Source organism: Phenylobacterium sp. (genome assembly GCF_041691455.1).
GTDB lineage: Bacteria > Pseudomonadota > Alphaproteobacteria > Caulobacterales > Caulobacteraceae > Phenylobacterium.
On the sequence record NZ_JBEPUO010000005.1, the window covers coordinates 109,809 to 125,674 of the forward strand.

General features: G+C 70.9%; 20 protein-coding genes. 9 read left to right on the forward strand and 11 right to left on the reverse strand.

Features of this window, described 5'->3' with window-relative positions; all coding sequences use genetic code 11:
• Positions 1-15: 15 nt before the first annotated feature.
• Together ACESMY_RS10095 and ACESMY_RS10100 are read right to left on the reverse strand one after the other, a co-directional pair.
• Positions 16-639, reverse strand: coding sequence for a class I SAM-dependent methyltransferase (locus ACESMY_RS10095; protein WP_372784454.1), 624 nt, complete (start codon positions 637-639; stop codon positions 16-18).
• A 17-nt stretch (positions 640-656) separates the two neighbouring features.
• On the reverse strand, positions 657-1,700 hold the full coding sequence (locus ACESMY_RS10100; RefSeq protein ID WP_372784455.1) for a DUF2125 domain-containing protein: 1,044 nt from the start codon (positions 1,698-1,700) through the stop codon (positions 657-659).
• A 28-nt stretch (positions 1,701-1,728) separates the two neighbouring features.
• Between ACESMY_RS10100 and ACESMY_RS10105 the strand changes: the two genes are divergently transcribed.
• Complete coding sequence (locus tag ACESMY_RS10105) at positions 1,729-2,265, forward strand: gamma-glutamylcyclotransferase (RefSeq protein ID WP_372784456.1); 537 nt, start codon at positions 1,729-1,731, stop codon at positions 2,263-2,265.
• 49 nt (positions 2,266-2,314) lie between these two features.
• Here ACESMY_RS10105 and ACESMY_RS10110 read toward each other — a convergent pair whose 3' ends face one another.
• From ACESMY_RS10110 to ACESMY_RS10125, 4 genes are read right to left on the reverse strand one after another with little or no spacing between them, the layout of a single operon-like run.
• A complete protein-coding gene (locus ACESMY_RS10110; protein WP_372784457.1) occupies positions 2,315-3,022 on the reverse strand; it encodes a lysophospholipid acyltransferase family protein in 708 nt (235 codons plus the stop codon).
• 2 nt (positions 3,023-3,024) lie between these two features.
• Positions 3,025-3,648, reverse strand: a complete 624-nt coding sequence (locus ACESMY_RS10115; protein ID WP_372784458.1) for a YdcF family protein — start codon at positions 3,646-3,648, stop codon at positions 3,025-3,027.
• Complete coding sequence (locus ACESMY_RS10120) at positions 3,645-4,538, reverse strand: cell division protein FtsX (RefSeq protein ID WP_372784459.1); 894 nt, start codon at positions 4,536-4,538, stop codon at positions 3,645-3,647. Before ACESMY_RS10120 ends, ACESMY_RS10115 begins: the two co-directional genes overlap by 4 nt.
• Entirely contained in the window at positions 4,535-5,281 is a 747-nt protein-coding gene (locus tag ACESMY_RS10125) for a cell division ATP-binding protein FtsE (RefSeq protein WP_372784460.1), read from the reverse strand. Before ACESMY_RS10125 ends, ACESMY_RS10120 begins: the two co-directional genes overlap by 4 nt.
• A gap of 59 nt (positions 5,282-5,340) precedes the next feature.
• On the opposite strand from ACESMY_RS10125, the gene ACESMY_RS10130 reads away from it, so the two are divergent.
• The 4 genes from ACESMY_RS10130 to ACESMY_RS10145 all read left to right on the forward strand — a co-directional run bounded on the left by ACESMY_RS10130 (position 5,341) and on the right by ACESMY_RS10145 (position 7,420).
• Positions 5,341-6,156 carry an MJ0042-type zinc finger domain-containing protein gene (locus tag ACESMY_RS10130; RefSeq protein ID WP_372784461.1) on the forward strand — a complete coding sequence of 272 codons (816 nt, stop codon included), beginning with the start codon at positions 5,341-5,343 and terminating at the stop codon, positions 6,154-6,156.
• Positions 6,149-6,676, forward strand: coding sequence for a phosphoribosyltransferase (locus ACESMY_RS10135; protein WP_372784462.1), 528 nt, complete (start codon positions 6,149-6,151; stop codon positions 6,674-6,676). The genes ACESMY_RS10130 and ACESMY_RS10135 overlap by 8 nt, the downstream gene beginning before the upstream one ends.
• Before the next feature lie 72 nt (positions 6,677-6,748).
• A complete protein-coding gene (locus tag ACESMY_RS10140) occupies positions 6,749-7,168 on the forward strand; it encodes a hypothetical protein (protein ID WP_372784463.1) in 420 nt (139 codons plus the stop codon).
• A gap of 75 nt (positions 7,169-7,243) precedes the next feature.
• Positions 7,244-7,420 (forward strand): hypothetical protein, encoded by a 177-nt coding sequence (locus ACESMY_RS10145; protein WP_372784464.1) that lies wholly within the window; start codon positions 7,244-7,246, stop codon positions 7,418-7,420.
• Here the strand turns inward: ACESMY_RS10145 and lysA are convergent.
• The 3 genes from lysA to argH are packed head-to-tail and all read right to left on the reverse strand — an operon-like array spanning position 7,417 to position 10,417.
• A complete protein-coding gene (lysA, locus tag ACESMY_RS10150; RefSeq protein ID WP_372784465.1) occupies positions 7,417-8,688 on the reverse strand; it encodes a diaminopimelate decarboxylase in 1,272 nt (423 codons plus the stop codon). The genes ACESMY_RS10145 and lysA overlap by 4 nt on opposite strands.
• Positions 8,685-8,999 carry a hypothetical protein gene (locus tag ACESMY_RS10155; protein ID WP_372784466.1) on the reverse strand — a complete coding sequence of 105 codons (315 nt, stop codon included), beginning with the start codon at positions 8,997-8,999 and terminating at the stop codon, positions 8,685-8,687. The genes lysA and ACESMY_RS10155 overlap by 4 nt, the downstream gene beginning before the upstream one ends.
• Positions 8,996-10,417 (reverse strand): argininosuccinate lyase, encoded by a 1,422-nt coding sequence (gene argH, locus ACESMY_RS10160; RefSeq protein ID WP_372784467.1) that lies wholly within the window; start codon positions 10,415-10,417, stop codon positions 8,996-8,998. Before argH ends, ACESMY_RS10155 begins: the two co-directional genes overlap by 4 nt.
• Here argH and ACESMY_RS10165 point away from each other — a divergent pair, their 5' ends adjacent.
• Complete coding sequence (locus tag ACESMY_RS10165) at positions 10,418-11,059, forward strand: TlpA family protein disulfide reductase (protein ID WP_372784468.1); 642 nt, start codon at positions 10,418-10,420, stop codon at positions 11,057-11,059.
• A gap of 21 nt (positions 11,060-11,080) precedes the next feature.
• Here ACESMY_RS10165 and ACESMY_RS10170 read toward each other — a convergent pair whose 3' ends face one another.
• Positions 11,081-11,470 (reverse strand): helix-turn-helix domain-containing protein, encoded by a 390-nt coding sequence (locus tag ACESMY_RS10170; protein WP_372784469.1) that lies wholly within the window; start codon positions 11,468-11,470, stop codon positions 11,081-11,083.
• Positions 11,471-11,772: 302 nt separating this feature from the next.
• Between ACESMY_RS10170 and ACESMY_RS10175 the strand changes: the two genes are divergently transcribed.
• From ACESMY_RS10175 to ACESMY_RS10185, 3 genes are all read left to right on the forward strand, one after another.
• Positions 11,773-12,024 (forward strand): hypothetical protein, encoded by a 252-nt coding sequence (locus ACESMY_RS10175; protein WP_372784470.1) that lies wholly within the window; start codon positions 11,773-11,775, stop codon positions 12,022-12,024.
• 31 nt (positions 12,025-12,055) lie between these two features.
• Positions 12,056-13,174 (forward strand): AGE family epimerase/isomerase, encoded by a 1,119-nt coding sequence (locus tag ACESMY_RS10180; protein ID WP_372784471.1) that lies wholly within the window; start codon positions 12,056-12,058, stop codon positions 13,172-13,174.
• A gap of 66 nt (positions 13,175-13,240) precedes the next feature.
• Complete coding sequence (locus ACESMY_RS10185) at positions 13,241-14,638, forward strand: NAD-dependent succinate-semialdehyde dehydrogenase (RefSeq protein ID WP_372784472.1); 1,398 nt, start codon at positions 13,241-13,243, stop codon at positions 14,636-14,638.
• Positions 14,639-14,666: 28 nt separating this feature from the next.
• Here the strand turns inward: ACESMY_RS10185 and ACESMY_RS10190 are convergent, their stop codons facing one another.
• Positions 14,667-15,842 (reverse strand): glycosyltransferase, encoded by a 1,176-nt coding sequence (locus ACESMY_RS10190; protein WP_372784473.1) that lies wholly within the window; start codon positions 15,840-15,842, stop codon positions 14,667-14,669.
• Positions 15,843-15,866: the final 24 nt, after the last annotated feature.

The following is a 15,866-nucleotide window of genomic DNA, read 5'->3' on the forward strand; positions in this document are numbered from 1 at the left end:
GCGGGCGATGTCCGCCTAGGCTGGCGTGGCCGCGCCCCACTCGTTCCAGGCCGCGATCCTCGGGGTCTTGGGGACGTACATGCTGTCGACCTGCCCCAGCCGGAAGCCGGCCGTGGCGATGGCGGTGGAGATCGGCCGGGTGAGGTGGCAGCCGCCGAACAGGCGCTTCCAGACGGGTTCGACGCGCCGCTGCCACTTGGCGACGCCGGGGTCGGGGGCCAAGCCGTGCTCGCAGAAGAGGAAGGTCCCGCCCGGCTTCAGCACCCGGCGCGCCTCGGCGAGCGCGGCCTGCGGCCCGTGGACCGAGCAGAGGGTGAAGGTGCAGACCACGGTGTCGAAGCTCGCGGCGTCGAAGGGCAGGGCCTCCGCGGTCCCGTCCTCGATGACGACGGCGAGTCTGGGATCGCGCGGCGCGGCCAGGGCGGCGGCGCGCAGCTCCGGGGCCGGGTCGACACCGATCACGCCGCTCACCTTGTCCGGATCGTAGAGGCTGAGGTTCAACCCCATGCCGACGCCCAACTCCAGCACCCGGCCCGCGGCCTTCGGCACGACCTTGGCCCGCTGCTTCATCACCGGCGAGGAGGCGCAGGCGCAGCCCAGCAGCCTCGGCAGGACGTAGCGGTCGTAGAACGAAGCCATGGCCGTCCCCCTGGGTCCTAGCGCGGCTGGTAGATCCGCGGCGCATCGCCGAGCGCGACGGGGCCGAGCGTCGTGCGGCCGGCCTGGAAGTTCAAGCTCGCCTGGGCCGCGTCGCCCGCGCCCTGGCGGGCCTGGGCGACGGCGGTGGCGGCGCCGACGGCCTCCTGGTCGATGACACCCTCGGCGCCCAGGGCGCCCAGGGTCCGCGGCGCCTGGCGAAGGGTAAGGTCGAGGACGCCGGTCAGGCGGCCGTCACGGCTGACGCCGAGGCTTCCGGAGTTGGAGCCGACGACCGCGTCGCCGGCGGTGATCCCGGCCTGGCGCACCGTCATGCTGCCGCCGGCCTCGGACCAGTGGCGCACGGCGTCGGGCCAGTCGGCGCCGGTGAAGGCCCGCATCTTCGACAGGGTCGAATTCCAGACGATGGAGATCGGCTTGTCGCCGGCGACGCGGGCGAAGAGGCCGGAGAGCCGGGCCTTGCCGTTGTCCACCCGGGCGAAGACCCCGCCCTCGTCGCCCGGGCCGGCGCGCAGGTGGAATTCCACCCGGTCGGCGGCGGTGAGCGCGAAGGGCTGGGCGCCTGGCTGGGGCGTGAAGGTCAGCTTGACGCCCTCGAAGGAGAAGCTCGGGGGATGGGCGTTGAAGTGACTGAGGCTGGCGCGGATCAGCTCGCCCTTCACCGTCACCGGCCCGCGAATGGGCCGCACGAAGGTGAGGCCGTCCGGGGCGGCGATCAGCCAGTGGGTGATGGCGTGCATGAAGGCCTCGCCCTCGATCCTGGGCGCCTCCAGCGCCCAGCCGGAGGGCTCGCGCAGACGGACCTCGGTCAGGGTGACGTCCATGCGGAACGGATAGCCGCCGACGTCGCGGTCCTTCCAGGTGAGCTGGTAGCCGGCGCGCGCGAACTCGGCCTGGGCGGCGTCCAGCCGGGTCTGGACCTCGCCCTTCGCCCAGAACCAGACGCCGCTCCAGGCGGCCACGGCCAGGCCAAGGGCCACGAACGGCAGGATGAGGCCGAGCCGGCGGGGTTTGCGGGGCGGGGAGGGATCGGGCAGAGACATGGCTGGTCTTATAGCCGTAGAGCGCGGGATGTCGGACGAGCTTTGGGTCTTCGGCTACGGATCGCTGATGTGGCGGCCCGGCTTCGCCTTCGCCGAGCGGGTCGCGGCGACCCTGCCGGGACGGCGCCGCGCCTTCTGCATCTATTCGGTGCACCACCGCGGGACCTATGAGCGGCCGGGCCTGGTGCTGGGCCTGGCCCCCGGGGGCGCGGTGCGGGGCGCGGCCTACCGTATCGCGCCGAAGGACTGGGCGGGGGTCTACGCCTATCTGCTGGAGCGCGAGCAGCCGACCGAGACTTATGTGGAGGCGCGCCGGGCGGTACGCCTGGCCGACGGGCGACGCGTGGAGGCGCTGGTCTTCCTCTCCGACGTGCATCACCCGCAATGGGCCGGCGCGCTCAGCCTGGAGCGGCAGGCCGAGCTGATCGCCGGGGCGACCGGGCTCTCAGGGCGCAACGTCGACTACCTGCGCGACCTGGTGGAGCACCTGGAGCAGGAGGGTGTCCACGACCGCTCGATGCAGGCGCTGCTGGCGCTGGTGGAGGCCTGGGAGGCGAGTGCGTGAACGGCTGGTCCCGGCGAAGCCGAAAAAAGGAATTTGGAACCGTGGTTTTCTAAAGCGGCAGGAGCGCCAGGGACGCGGTTTCGATGCGGTCCTGCAGGATCCGCATGAACTCGGCGCGCTTCAGGCCGGGGGGGATCGGTTCGAGGTACTCGTAGACGATGGTCCCGGGATAGCGCAGCACGCCGTGGGCGGGCCAGTGGACGCCGGCGTTGGTGGCCATGGGGTGCACCGGCACGTCTAGCTCGCGGTAGAGGGCCGCGATGCCGGGCTTGTAGTCGCCGGTGACGCCGGGCTCGCCGCGGTGGCCTTCCGGGAAGATCACCAGCTGCCGCTCGTCGGCGAAGCGGTCCTTGGCGTCGGCGACCATCTTGCGAAGCGCCGTGGCGGCGCCGGCCCGGTCGACCGAGATCATCCGGCCCTTCTGGGCGTACCAGCCGAAGAACGGGATCCACATCAGCTCCTGCTTGGTCACGAAGCAGCTGTCGGGCAGCACCGCGAACTGGGCGAAGACGTCGAACATGCACTGGTGCTTGGGCGCGATCAGGGCGCGGGCCTTGGGCATGTACTGCTGGCCGCGGAACTCGACCTTGATGCCGCAGATCACGTGCAGGAGCAGCATCACGCCCTGCGACCAGATCCGCCAGGAGCGCACCATCCAGATCCGCGGCCCCACCATGAGCGGCGAGATCAGCAGTACCCAGAACACCGACCAGAGATAGAACATCAGCGTGAAGAGCAGGGATCGGACGAGGCGCAAGGTCAGCCCTTCTGAGGCGCCGCGGGCTGGGCGCGGGGGCCAAGCCCCAGCACCGCCTCGCGGCCGAGGATCGCCAGATACTTGCAATACTCCACCACCATCAAGCGCGCAGCGCGCGGCGAGCGCCACCACTGCCGGCTCTTCAGGATGGCGGTCGGCACGGCGTAGGTCTGCAGGGTGACGTCGGGCGGCCGCAACACGGCCCGCAGCTCCAGCATGGCGCGCGGCATGTGGTAGTCGGTGGTGACGATGGTCAGGCTCTTGTAGCGCATGGTCTTGGCCCACTCGGCGGTCTCGCGGGCGTTGGTGACCGTGTCGACCGCGTTGAAGCCGAGGTCGACGCAGCAGTCGTAGAGCCGGCGCACGGTGTTGGAGGCGGTGCGAAGCTGCTCGCGGCTCACCCGGCGGTCGACGCCGGAAACCAGGACGCGCCGGCCTCGGTGGGCGGCCAGGAGGTCGACGGCCGCGGCGATGCGCTCATTGGAATTGGCCCCGGTCAGGACGACGATGCCGTCGGCGACCGGCGGGTCGGGCTGCGGCGTCGACTGCTGCACCCGCGCGGCGAAGGCCATGAGGCCGCAGGTCCAGATCAGCGCCACGACCAGGAAGGCGGCGAGCGACTTCATTGCATGCCGCGGATCAGCCGGGTGGCGGTGACCCGCGCCGCGATCGCCGCGACCGCGGCGGCCAGCAGCGGGCAGGGGACGACGGCCAGGATGTCGCTCCAGGCGAGCGGCGCGGCGGGCGTCAGGCCCTCGCTGCCGCCGGCCAGGCGCAGGCCGATGGCCAGCACGCCGGCCGCGACGGCGCCGATCGTCCCTGCGAGGCCGGCCACGCGGGCGAACCGGACCTGGAACAGCTGGGCGATGAAATCGTCCTCGGCCCCGGACATGTGCAGCACCTCCACCACATCGCGGCGCCCGGCGAGGCCCGCGCGGGTCGCGAAGGCCACCACGGCGCCGGCGGCCGCGGCGATCAGCACGAAGATCCCCGCGCCCAGCCAGCGCACCAGGCGGCCGGCGCGGCGGATGTCCTTGATCCAGATGGAGTGGTCGTCGACCGTCGCATCGACGCCCTGGGCCTTGAGCGCGGCGTCGAGCCGCCTGGCGTCGGTGGGATGTTTCGCATCGAGCGTCACGGCGACCAGCCTGGGCACCGGCAGGTCCTCCAGGTCGCTGACGTCGCCGAGGAAGGGGCGGATCAGGTCGTAGGCCTTGGCGGGCTCCAGCGCGCGGGCCTCCGCCACGCCGGGGGTTCCCGCGAGGGTCTCGGCGGCGCGGGCGGCGGCGGCGTCCGGCGTCTCGCCGCCCCGCGGGCGCACAATCACGGTCGCCTCGCCGACCAGCTGGTTGGTCCAGCCGCTGGCCGCGCGGTCGGCGGCGAGCACCCCCATGGCGGTCAGGCAGGCCAGGAAACAGAGCACGGCCACGACGAAGATCAGCGCGCCGTCCCGGGCCTCCTGCTCGGGCAGGAAGGGCGCCGGACGCCAGCGGTGCGGATCGAAGGGCTCGCTCATAGGGCCAATGAGCCCTGGGGCCCGATCGGGCCCTGCGGCGGCTTGGCGGTGATGCGGCCCTTCTCCAGATGCAGCACCGGCCGGCCGGAGCGGGCGATCAGGTCCTGATCGTGGGTGGCGATGAGGATGGTGGCGCCCAGGCGGTTCAGCTCCACGAAAAGGCGGAAGATGCGGAGCGCCATCTCCGGGTCGACATTGCCGGTGGGCTCGTCGGCCAGCAGGATCTCCGGGCGGTTGACGACGGCGCGGGCGATAGCCAGCCGCTGGCGCTCGCCGCCGGCCAGGGTCGGCGGCAGCGCGTTCATATGGGCGCCCAGCCCGACCCAGGTGAGAAGCTCGGCGACGTCGGTGCGGTAGTCCGCCGGCTTACGGCCGGAAATGCGCAGGGGCAGCGCGGCGTTGTCGAACGCGGAAAGGTGATCGAGCAGCAAAAGGTCCTGGAACACGACGCCGATGCGCCGGCGAAGTTGCGGACGGGCCTCGGCCGGCGCCTGGCCGAGGTCCTGGCCGAAGAGATGGACGGAGCCCTTGGACGGACGGGCGGCGAGGTAGATCAGCTTCAGAAGCGACGTCTTTCCCGCGCCGGAGGGTCCGGTGACGAAATGGAACGAGCCCGGCGGCAGGGTGAAGTTGAGGTCGCGCAGGACCTCCGGCCCCCGCCCATAGCGCATGGAGACGTCGTCGAAACGGACGACCTGTTCGGCGGTTCTGATCGCCGGGGCGGCGCTGGGGTTTCTGGACATGAAGGCCGAAATCGGCGACCTCGGATGGGAGGTTTGCTGGAGCGTCCGATTCGACCGTCATGATACTGACCTGTCCAGAGTGCGCTACCAGCTATTTCGTGGACGACTCACGGATCGCGCCGGCTGGGCGGAGCGTGAAATGCTCGAATTGCGGGGCGCGCTGGACGGCGCGCCCGGGGGGCGACGAGGCCGAGGACCCGGCTCAGCCCGCCATAGCGACCGCGCCGCCGAGCCCGCCGCCGGCCGCGCCGGAACCCGACGAACTGATGATCGAGGCGGCCGAGCCGGAACCGGTCATCGCTGTCTTCGCGCCTCGGCCGGCCGCGCCCGAGCGGGAGGCGACCGGACGGGTGATGGTCTGGGCCGGCGCAGCCGCGGCCGTCGTGGCGCTGATCGCCGGCGCGCTGATCTTCCGCGCCCAGGTCGTGCGGGTGCTGCCGGTCAGCCAGGCGGCCTACGCCGGCATCGGCCTACCGGTGTCGAGCCTGGTGATCGAGAAGGTCCACGCCGAACCCGCCTTCCAGGGCGGCCGACCGGTGCTGGCGGTGACCGGCCAGATCCGCAACCTGCGCGACACCGCCGCCACCGTCCCCTCGCTGCGCGTCAGCCTGCTGGACCGCCGCGGCAAGCCGCTGGCCATCAAGATCGCCCGCCCGCTCGATCCGCAGGCGCCGGCGCATGCGGTGCGGCACTTCTCCATCGCCATCGTCGATCCGCCCGCCAGCGTCCGCGACCTGGAGGTGACCTTCGAAGCGGCCGGGGCCAAGGCGCCGCCGCCGGCCCGCGCCGCCGAGGCGATCCTCTCAGGACCGCAGCCGGTCGACGCCCAGCCGCTGCCGCCCGGCAGCCCGGACGCCCTGCCGCAACATGACTGACGCCCCGCCCGCCGTCCTGCTCGCCGAGGCCGAGGTCATGACCCGCGTCGAGGCCGTGGCGCAGGCCATCGCGCCGCACGTGGATGACGAGACGGTGGCCGTCTGTCTGCTGACCGGCGGCCTGTGGTTCTGCGCGGACCTGACGCGGGCGCTGTCGCGGCTCGGCCGCAACATCGGCTTCGACGCCCTGTGGCTGGCCTCCTATGGCGACGCGCGTGCGAGCCTGGGGCGCTGCGAGGTGCGGGCCGACCTGCAGCGGCCGCTGGCCGGGCGCACGGCCCTGGTGGTGGACGACGTCTTCGACACCGGCCTCTCGCTCTCCGAGGCCGCGCGGCTGGTGCGCGACGCCGGGGCCGGCAAGGTCATGACCTGTGTCTTCGCGCGCAAGCCCTGGCCGACCCCGCGGGCGATCGAGCCGGACTTCGTCGCCTGGGAGGCGCCTGCCCGGTTTTTGGTCGGTTACGGCATGGACGCCGCGGGCGCCTATCGCGGGCTGCCCTATATCGGCGCGTTGGACTAGAAGGGGCTTCGCCCTATTGCCGCCGCATCGCTGCGGCTTCCAGCGCGTTCTATCTCCATGGGAGCTCATATCTTGACGACACGCGCGGCGGCCCTTGCGGCCCTCCTGATCCTTGCCTGCGCCCAGGGCGGCTGCAGCCAGGCGGCGAAGACCGGCGCCGCCGCGACGGGCAAGTTCGCGGGCCTCGACGGCGAGATCCTGACCTGGCGCAAGGAGATCATCGCCGCCGATCCGCTCTGCAAGAGCCAGGCGGAGGGCCAGAAGTGCGACAGCTTCGATGTGGCGTGCAAGGCCGAGCGCACCGTCACGCCTGAGGACCAGGCCAGGGGGATCACCGCCCGGGTCGTCGCGGCCATGACCTGGAACGGCTTCGACACCAAGTTCCTGCACGCCCAGAACGGCTCGCGGACCGCCGAGTTCGTGAAGAACGCATCGGGCTGGACGCGGGCCGAGCACAAGCCGGTCAACATGGGCTCCTGCGCCGACCTTTAGGCGGAAGGCCGCCATCGCGGAACCGCGCCTCGTCCGCTTCGTTTGCAGGGCGGGACGCGAACTTCTGGAATCGTCATGGCCATCTACCAGCTCTACCTGTTCGACGCGGGCGGCCGTCTGAAGGAGTCGATCGAACTCGAGTGCGGTTCGGACGTCGAAGCCAAGGTCTATGTCGAAGACCAGCACGACGCGCGCGCCAAAGAGCTCTGGTGTTGCGGCCGCGTGATCCAGCAATACGCCGCCGCGGCCTAAAGCCAGGGCGCGGCCTGTTCGCGGGCCAGCATGTCGTCGTAGGTCGGGCGCGGGCGGACCACCGCGAACTGCGATCCCTTCACCAGCACCTCGGGGGCCAGCAGGCGGGAATTGTACTCGCTGGACATGGCCGCCCCATAGGCGCCGGCGGTCATGAAGGCCACCAGGTCGCCGGCCTCGATCGGCGGCAGGGCGCGGTCGCGGGTGAAGGTGTCGCCGGTCTCGCAGATCGGTCCCACGACGTCGTAGACCACCGGCTCGCCCGCCCGGGGCTTCACCGGCTGGATCTCGTGATAGGCGTCGTACATGGCCGGCCTGAGCAGGTCGTTCATGGCCGCGTCCAGGACCAGGAACCTGCGGCCTTCGGGACGCGCGTTGACGTGCAGCACGCGGGCCACCAGCACCCCGGCGTTGGCGGCGATCATCCGGCCGGGCTCGAAAGCGAACTGGATGTCCGGCAGGCCGTCCATGACGCGCGCGATCATCGCGGCGTAGTCGCTGGGGGCCGGCGGGGTCGGCTGGTTGAAATAGGGGGCGGCGAGGCCTCCGCCGAGGTCCAACCGCTCGACGGAAAGCCCTTCGGCGCGCAAACGCTCGACGAGCGCCCGCATCTTGCGGAACGCCGCCTCAAGGGGGGCGAGATCGGTGATCTGGCTGCCGATGTGGCAGGCGACGCCCACCGGCCGGACCCCGGCCATGTTGGAGGCGTTGGCGTAGAGCCGCTCGGCCTCGGCCATGGAGACGCCGAACTTGTTCTCGGCCTTGCCGGTGGAGATCTTGGCGTGGCCGCCGGCCTCGACGTCCGGATTGACCCGGATGGCGATCGTGGCGCGCTTGCCCATGCGCTGGGCGACTGTGTTGACGAGGTGGAGCTCCGGCTCGGACTCCAGGTTGATCTCGGCGACGCCGGTTTCCAGGGCGTAGGCGACCTCGGCCTCGGTCTTGCCGACGCCGGAGAAGACGATGCGCTCGGCCGGCACGCCGGCGGCGATCGCCCGGCGGATCTCGCCCTCGGAGACCACGTCGGCGCCGGCGCCGGCCTGGGCGAGGGTGCGCAGCACCGCGACGTTCGAATTGGCCTTCACCGCAAAGGCGATCAGCGGATCCTTGAGGCCGGCGGCGGTCAGGGCGTCGCGCAGCACATTGAAGTGCCGCTCAAGCGTGGCGGACGAATAGACATAGACCGGCGTGCCGACGGCCTCGGCGATCTTCGCCAGAGCCACGTCTTCGCAATAGAGCTCGCCCCCCTGAAGCTCGAAATGGTTCATCGCGGGTTGGCGTAGGGGTTGGGCAAGGCGCCCTGCGGCGCCGAGCGGGTCGGATCCTGGCCGGAGCCCTCGATCGGAAGGGTGCGCGGCGGGGCGGGATCGGTGGCGCGGTCGCGCGGGTCGACGGTGTCGACCGGGCGCTGCGGATCCTGGGCCTGGCGCTGCCGCTCGTCGGCCTGGCGGGTGGTGGCGCCGCCGACGCCGTTCAGGGGGCCGGGTTTCTCAAGTTCGCCCAGCTTGCCGCAGGCGGCGAGCGGGCCGCCGAGGATCGCGAGGACCGCGCAGGCGCGGCTGAGGGTGCGAAGGCTCATGCGAGGATTTCCTTCCAACGCTGGATCTGGCCGCGCACCTGATCGGGCGCGGTCCCGCCATAGCTCATTCGGCTGGCCACGGAAGCCTCCGGGCTCAGCACCTTGTAAACGCCGTCGGTGATCCGCGGCTCCAGGGCCTGCAGGTCGGCGAGCGGCAGGTCGACCAGGCCGCAACCCAGCGCCTCGGCCCGCTTCACCGCCGCGCCGGTGATGTGGTGGGCGTCGCGGAAGGGCAGGGCGAGCTCGCGCACCAGCCAGTCGGCGAGGTCGGTGGCGGTGGAGAAGCCGGCGCCGGCCGCGGCGGCCATGCGCTCGGTGTCGGGCTCCAGGTCGGCGACCATGCCGGCCATGGCGCGAAGCGACAGCTCGAGCGCGTCGAAGGCCTCGAAGGTCGGGACCTTGTCCTCCTGCATGTCCTTCGAATAGGTCAGCGGCAGGCCTTTCATGACCACGGCAAGCTGGGTGAAAGACCCTAGCAGGCGGCCGGCCTTGGCGCGCACCAGCTCAGCGGCGTCCGGGTTTTTCTTCTGCGGCATGATCGACGAGCCGGTGGTGAAGGCGTCGGTCAGGCGGATGAAGCCGAACTGCGGCGTCATCCAGATCACGATCTCCTCGGCCAGCCGCGACAGGTGGATGGCGGTGATGGTCGCGGCCGCCAGGGCCTCCAGCGCGAAATCGCGGTCGGCGACGGCGTCGAGGGAATTGGCGGCCGGGCGGTCGAAGCCCAGGGCCTTGGCGGTCGCGTCGCGGTCGATGGGGAACGGCGAGCCGGCGAGCGCCGCGGCGCCCAGCGGGCTCTCGTTCATCCGCGTCCGGGCGTCGGCGAAGCGCGAGGCGTCGCGGCCGAACATCTCGACATAGGCCATCAGGTGGTGGCCGAAGGTCACCGGCTGGGCCGGCTGCAGGTGGGTGAAGCCCGGCATCAGGGTGGCGGCGTGCGGCTCGGCCTTGGCGAGGAGCGCCTTCTGGAGCGCGCCGATCTGCAGGCCCGTGCGGTCGCAGGCCTCCCGCACCCACATGCGGAAATCGAGGGCCACCTGATCGTTGCGCGAGCGCGCGGTGTGCAGCCGCCCGGCCGCCGGCCCGATCAGCTCGCGCAGCCGGGCCTCGACGTTCATGTGGATGTCTTCGAATTCCTCGCGGAACGGGAAGGTCCCGGCGGCCATCTCCTGGCCGATCGCTTCCAGGCCCTTGAGGATCGCCTGGGCGTCCTCGCTTGTAATGACGCCGGTCTTTTGCAACATCGCCGCGTGCGCGCGGGACCCCTCCAGGTCCTGGGCGGCCAGCCGCCGGTCGAAGCCGATGGAGACGTTGATCGCCTGCATCAGCTCGGCCGGCTTGTCCGAGAAACGGCCGCCCCACATGGCCTGCCCGCCCGGGTCGGCGGTCTTCGGGGCGTCAGAGGAAGAGTTCGTCATATGAACGATCAGTCCGCGGCCAAACCCAGGGGCGGGGTCCTGACATGGGCCCTCTGGGGCGCCGCTGCTATAGGCGTCGCGGCGGTTGTCTACATCATCGCGCAGTCCTCGACCAAGCCGGCGACGCAGGCGCCGGTCGCCGTGTCCGGCGCCGTGCCTGTCGCGACCGAGACGCACGACGTCGCCAAGAAGCTCGAGCACGCCGCCGATGGCGTCGCGCCGCCCGCCTACGCCTTCGTCGACGGCTCCGGGAAAAAGCTCACGCCGGCCGATTTCAAGGGCAAGGTCGTGGTGATGAACCTCTGGGCGACCTGGTGCGGGCCCTGCAAGATCGAGATGCCGACGCTGGCCAAGCTGGCCAAGTCCTATGAGGGCAAGCCGGTGGTCGTCGTCGCCGTCAGCATCGACAAGGCCGAGGCGCTGGACCAGGCCAAGGCCTTCATCGCCCAGCAGGCGCCGCTGGCCTTCTATAACGACCCGGAAGCCAAGCTGCCCTGGGCGCTGAAGCCCGTGGCGAACGGCATGCCGACAACGATCATCCTGGGCAAGGACGGCCTGGAGCGCGGACGCATCTCCGGCGAGGCCGACTGGGCGGGTCCGGGCGCCAAGGCGGTGATCGACAAGCTTCTCGCCGACAGCTGAGCGCCCGGAAGGTCAGGCGGCTCAGGCGACCTGGCGGCTCTTGTTGGCCGGGGCCGAACCCTGGTTCGTCAGGGCCCGGAGCAAACCGACCAACGAGGTGCGGGCGTCCGGCGTCATCTGTTCATAGGCGGCGAGCAGCTCCAGCGCGCCGGGCGTGCGCATGCGCGTCAGGAGATCGAGGTCGCCGGTCGTCTCGCGGTCGGGACCGTCCAGCACGTCCATGAGGTCAACGACGCGGCACTTGAGCGCGCGGGCGATCTGGACCAGGCGCGAGAAGGAGATGCGGTTCGCGCCGTTCTCATATTTCTGGATCTGCTGGAAGCTCACTCCGCACTGGTCGGCCAGGGCTTCCTGCGAGATGCCGATGGTCCGCCGGCGAATCCTGACGGCGGCGCCCAAGGCGACATCCATAGGATCCGGCGCCTTTGTCGATGGGTCTGCCAATTGCGATCCTCCTGGCCGGATTGTGCTCCACGGATCGATCCCCCCGGACCCCGCGTACCAGCTCTACCATAGGTTAAGGCTACTGTTTCCACATTGAAAAGCGTTTCAAAAACCGTTGGTGCGACAATTTGCAACCTCTGCCGTAGAAGTCACGCCCGAACGCTTAACAGGCGAGTCGACAAGCCGACCAACGACTGCCCGGTTAAGCACTTGGTGACCGAAGCACCCCGATCTCAGCTTCTGAAGTGTCAACGCCAGTTCCGGGTTCCATGCGCGCCATTCGCCTCCATCCACCCTTCGACCACGGCGCGGCGCTCCGCGTACCGCCGCCCAGCGACAAGGCCGGCTGGCGAACGCTCTGGCGCTGGCTGGGCCAGGAGGCCTGTGCGGTGATCGAAAGCGCCGCGATCCAGGTGCGCACCCCGGAGGGGCCGGTGATCGCCCGCTGCGGCGACTGGATCGTGCTCTCGCACTCCGGATCGTTCCACGTCGCCCACGCCGCCCGGGCCTGCGACGCCTGACGACGGCCGCAAGAATCCGCCATAAGAGCGAATGCCTTCCAGGTTCGCCACCCTGTCCGACGCCGCCGCCTGGTATGACGCCTGGCTGGGCGAGGCCGCCTTGCCGCTGTGGGCGAGCGCCGGCGTCGACCCGGTGGGTGGGCTCTTCCAGGAGGCGCTGACCGCCGACGGCCGGCCGGTCGAGGGGCCGCGGCGGGCGCGGGCGCAGGCGCGGCAGGTCTTCGTCTTCGCCTCCGCCGCGGCGGCCGGCTATGGCGAGCGCTGGCTTGCGGTGGCGCAGACCGGCTGGGCGCGGTTCGCCGCGGCCTACCGCCGACCCGACGGCCTGTTCATCAACCGCGCGGCGGCCGACGGGACCCCGCTGGACAAGGGCGCCGACGTCTACGAGCAGGCCTTCGCGCTGCTGGCCATGGCGGCCCTTGAGGGCGCGGATCCGGGCGCCGGCGACCGGCCGGGCGAGGCCGGGCGCACGCTCGACGCGCTGGAGACCCGGCGGGTCCCGGCGGGCGGCTTCCGCGAGGCGGGTCCGCACCCCTACCAGGCCAACTGCCACATGCACCTCTTCGAGAGCGCGCTCGCCTGGGAGGCGGCCGGCGGCCCGCGCTGGGTGGCGCTCAGCGACGAGATCGCCGAGCTGGCCATGAGCCGGTTCATCGACCCCGCGACCGGGGCGCTGCGGGAATTCTTCGACGCCGACTGGCGGGCCCTCGCCGGCGAGGGCGGCCTGGTCGAGCCCGGCCACCAGTTCGAATGGGCCTGGCTGCTGGACCGCTGGGGCAAGGCGCGCGCGAAGCCCGCGGCGCTGGCCGCGGCGCGGCGGCTGTTCGAAAACGGGCTCCGCGGCGTCGATCCGGTCCGCGAGGCCGCCGTCAACGCGCTGTGGGACGATTTCTCGGTCCGCGACGGCTCGGCCCGGCTCTGGCCGCAGACCGAGCACCTGAAGGCCGCGGTGGCGATGGGCGACGAGAGCCAGGGGCTCCGGGCCGCACGCGGCCTGGCGCAGTACCTCGACACGCCCATGCGCGGGGCCTGGCGCGACAAGCTCAAGCCCGACGGGACGTTCGTCGAGGAGCCAGCCCCGGCGACCTCGTTCTACCATCTGATGGTTGCGATCCTGACGCTGACGGCGCAGGGAAATCGGGCCGCCTGACCGACCGGCGGCATGCAACCGGCGAGGGCGCCGTTGGTTCTCGCCGGAGGGCTAAGGAGCTTTCCGATGGATATGCCGCAAAAGCCGACCTTCCAGGTCACCGACCCCGCGACCGCCAAGCCGGGGCGCAGCTATCCCGGCCATACCGGCGAGGAGGCGCTGGAGATCGCGCGGGCGGCGCGCGCTGCTTTCGAGGGTTGGCGGCGCACGGACATCGCCGAGCGCGCGGCCCTGATGCGCAAGGCCGGCGCGGCCTTGCGCGCCCGCAGCGACGAATTCGCCGCCCTGATGACCGACGAGATGGGCAAGACCCTGACCGAAGGCCACGCCGAGGTCGAGAAATGCGCCGGCAACTGCGACTTCTACGCCGAGCGCGCCGCCGGCTTCCTGGCCGACCAGCCGGTCGATATGGGCGGCCCCCGCGCCAAGGTTTCGTTCCGGCCGCTGGGGACCATCCTGGCGGTGATGCCGTGGAATTTTCCGTTCTGGCAGGTGTTCCGCTTCGCCGCCCCGACGCTGATGGCCGGCAACACCGCGGTCCTCAAGCACGCGAGCAACGTGCCGGGCTGCGCTCTGGCCATCGAGGACGTGTTCCGCCAGGCGGGGTTCCCCGAGGACGTGTTCCGCACGCTCCTGATCCCCAGCCGCGACGTCCGCGCGGTGATCGAGGACGACGCCATCGCCGCGGTCAGCCTGACGGGTTCGGTCGACGCCGGGCGGCAGGTCGCCGCCCAGGCCGGCGGGGCGCTCAAGAAGTGCGTGCTCGAGCTCGGCGGCAGCGACGCCTACCTGGTGCTGGAGGATGCCCATATCCCGGCCGCCGCCGAGGTCGCCGCCACCGCGCGGATGGTCAACGGCGGGCAGAGCTGCATCGCCGGCAAGCGGTTCATCGTGGTGGCCGAGGTCCGCGAGGCCTTCGAGCAGGCGCTGGTGGGCGCCATGGCCGGCTTCGCCATGGGCGACCCGCGGCAGGCTGAGACCAAGCTCGGCCCAATGCAGAGCGTCGAGGCCCGCGACCACATCCATAAGCAGGTCGAAGACAGCCTGGCCAAGGGCGCCCGCGCGCTGATCGGCGGCGAGGTCCCGGACAAGCCCGGCGCCTGGTATCCGGCCACTGTGCTTACCAACGTGCGCCCCGGCATGCCGGCCCACGACGAGGAGGTGTTCGGCCCGGTCGCCGCGGTGATCGAGGCGAAGGATGAGGCGGACGCCATCCGCATCGCCAACGACAGCCCGTTCGGCCTGGGCTCCGGCGTCCTGACCGGCGACGTCGAGCGCGGCGAGCGGATCGCCACCGAGGAGCTCGAAGCCGGCATGAGCTTCGTGAACCAGAACGTGCGCTCCGACAGCCACCTGCCGTTCGGAGGCGTGAAGCACTCCGGCTACGGCCGCGAATGCTCGGCGTTCGGCATCCGCGAGTTCGTGAACATCAAGACCGTGCTGATCCACCCCGAGGCCCGCTGAGAAGGCCGTCGGCGAAAAGCCGGCTCGCCTAGGCCGTCGCCAGGAAGTCGACGATCTGCTGGGCCCTATGGCGTACGAGGCCGGACGTCAGAATCCGCTGGCGGCCGTTGTGCGCCATGGCCTCGCCAGCGTCGCTTTCGATCAGGTTGCGGACAAGGTCGGAGATTCCTTGCGGCGCCGCACGGTCGTAGAGCGCGATCTCGCCCGGTCCCTCGAATTGCGCCACCAGGTCAGCGCTGAAGTCCGAAACCACGGCCGCGCCCGCCAGGGCGGCATAGGTCGCCCGCTCGCAGGCCCCGTTGCCGGCGTTCAGGTTGATGACGATCTTGGCGTCGTTGTAGTGGTCCGCAATGTCCTTGAAGGCGACCCAGCTATCCAGGTGCGTGACGTTGTCGCGTTCGCCCAGAATCTCGCGCCAGCCGGGGCCGCTGACGGCGACCGGAAGCCCGGACTGGGCCAGGGCCTCCACGATCCGGATGCGATCCAGTTGCCGGACGTAGGTCAGCGGTTCGCGCAGCAGGGCGACAAGTTGATCGTCAAGGCCGGGATCGACCCCGAACCGGACTCCGAGGGACAGTCCATCGGAGGTGGCGTTAAAGGCCTCGAGGAGCGAGGCTTCCCGATCGGCCATCAGCCGCTCCACGACGCCGATCAGCAGGCGCTTGCCCACGCTCTCCTCAGCCTGTTCCCAAAGAGCCTGGGGCCGTCCGACGAAGCTCGCGGCGATGAACACCGGCCATTTGCGCTCATGATAGCCTTTCAGGGGCGCTTGCGGCGGCTCGGCGCCGAGCAGCATCGTCGTCCCTCGGCCGGGGAGCTTCAGAGCCTGGGCGAACCGCAGGTGATTGTGGTTCGAGTAGACGGCGTAGCGTCCCTGGAGTGCGCGGGCGAGGCTATGCGGCGCGTAGATCGGATGGTCGAGCTGCCAGCCGAGAAACTTGATCCCCAAGGCGTCGAAGAGCGAGACGCCGTTGTCCAGGGTGACGCCTCCGAAAAACGAGCTGAACGATACGCAGGCCTCGAAGCGTCCGAGTTGAAGTTCGCGGGCCAGTTCCTGCGCCGGCGCCACGCCGTCGACCACATGGACGGACTGGTCGGAGATCACCACCTCGTGCCCCAGTTCGGCCAGGCCGCGGCCGAGAGATTCGACGAACTGGCTGTAGGCGTGAATCTCCGCGAAGGCCTTGATCAGCAGCAATTTCATTGGTCAGGTCGAGCCCCGCGCTGG

Excerpts from the sequence above, each read along its gene's own strand:
- ACESMY_RS10185 (WP_372784472.1), top strand. The coding sequence starts at position 13,241 with ATGGATATGCCGCAAAAGCCGACCTTCCAGGTCACCGACCCCGCGACC.
- ACESMY_RS10190 (WP_372784473.1), bottom strand. The coding sequence starts at position 15,842 with ATGAAATTGCTGCTGATCAAGGCCTTCGCGGAGATTCACGCCTACAGC.
- ACESMY_RS10095 (WP_372784454.1), bottom strand. The coding sequence starts at position 639 with ATGGCTTCGTTCTACGACCGCTACGTCCTGCCGAGGCTGCTGGGCTGC.
- ACESMY_RS10120 (WP_372784459.1), bottom strand. The coding sequence starts at position 4,538 with ATGAGCGAGCCCTTCGATCCGCACCGCTGGCGTCCGGCGCCCTTCCTG.
- ACESMY_RS10175 (WP_372784470.1), top strand. The coding sequence starts at position 11,773 with ATGCGCGCCATTCGCCTCCATCCACCCTTCGACCACGGCGCGGCGCTC.
- lysA (WP_372784465.1), bottom strand. The coding sequence starts at position 8,688 with ATGAACCATTTCGAGCTTCAGGGGGGCGAGCTCTATTGCGAAGACGTG.
- ACESMY_RS10105 (WP_372784456.1), top strand. The coding sequence starts at position 1,729 with ATGTCGGACGAGCTTTGGGTCTTCGGCTACGGATCGCTGATGTGGCGG.
- ACESMY_RS10155 (WP_372784466.1), bottom strand. The coding sequence starts at position 8,999 with ATGAGCCTTCGCACCCTCAGCCGCGCCTGCGCGGTCCTCGCGATCCTC.
- ACESMY_RS10145 (WP_372784464.1), top strand. The coding sequence starts at position 7,244 with ATGGCCATCTACCAGCTCTACCTGTTCGACGCGGGCGGCCGTCTGAAG.
- argH (WP_372784467.1), bottom strand. The coding sequence starts at position 10,417 with ATGACGAACTCTTCCTCTGACGCCCCGAAGACCGCCGACCCGGGCGGG.
- ACESMY_RS10180 (WP_372784471.1), top strand. The coding sequence starts at position 12,056 with ATGCCTTCCAGGTTCGCCACCCTGTCCGACGCCGCCGCCTGGTATGAC.
- ACESMY_RS10115 (WP_372784458.1), bottom strand. The coding sequence starts at position 3,648 with ATGAAGTCGCTCGCCGCCTTCCTGGTCGTGGCGCTGATCTGGACCTGC.
- ACESMY_RS10100 (WP_372784455.1), bottom strand. The coding sequence starts at position 1,700 with ATGTCTCTGCCCGATCCCTCCCCGCCCCGCAAACCCCGCCGGCTCGGC.
- ACESMY_RS10130 (WP_372784461.1), top strand. The coding sequence starts at position 5,341 with ATGATACTGACCTGTCCAGAGTGCGCTACCAGCTATTTCGTGGACGAC.
- ACESMY_RS10135 (WP_372784462.1), top strand. The coding sequence starts at position 6,149 with ATGACTGACGCCCCGCCCGCCGTCCTGCTCGCCGAGGCCGAGGTCATG.
- ACESMY_RS10125 (WP_372784460.1), bottom strand. The coding sequence starts at position 5,281 with ATGTCCAGAAACCCCAGCGCCGCCCCGGCGATCAGAACCGCCGAACAG.
- ACESMY_RS10170 (WP_372784469.1), bottom strand. The coding sequence starts at position 11,470 with ATGGATGTCGCCTTGGGCGCCGCCGTCAGGATTCGCCGGCGGACCATC.
- ACESMY_RS10165 (WP_372784468.1), top strand. The coding sequence starts at position 10,418 with ATGAACGATCAGTCCGCGGCCAAACCCAGGGGCGGGGTCCTGACATGG.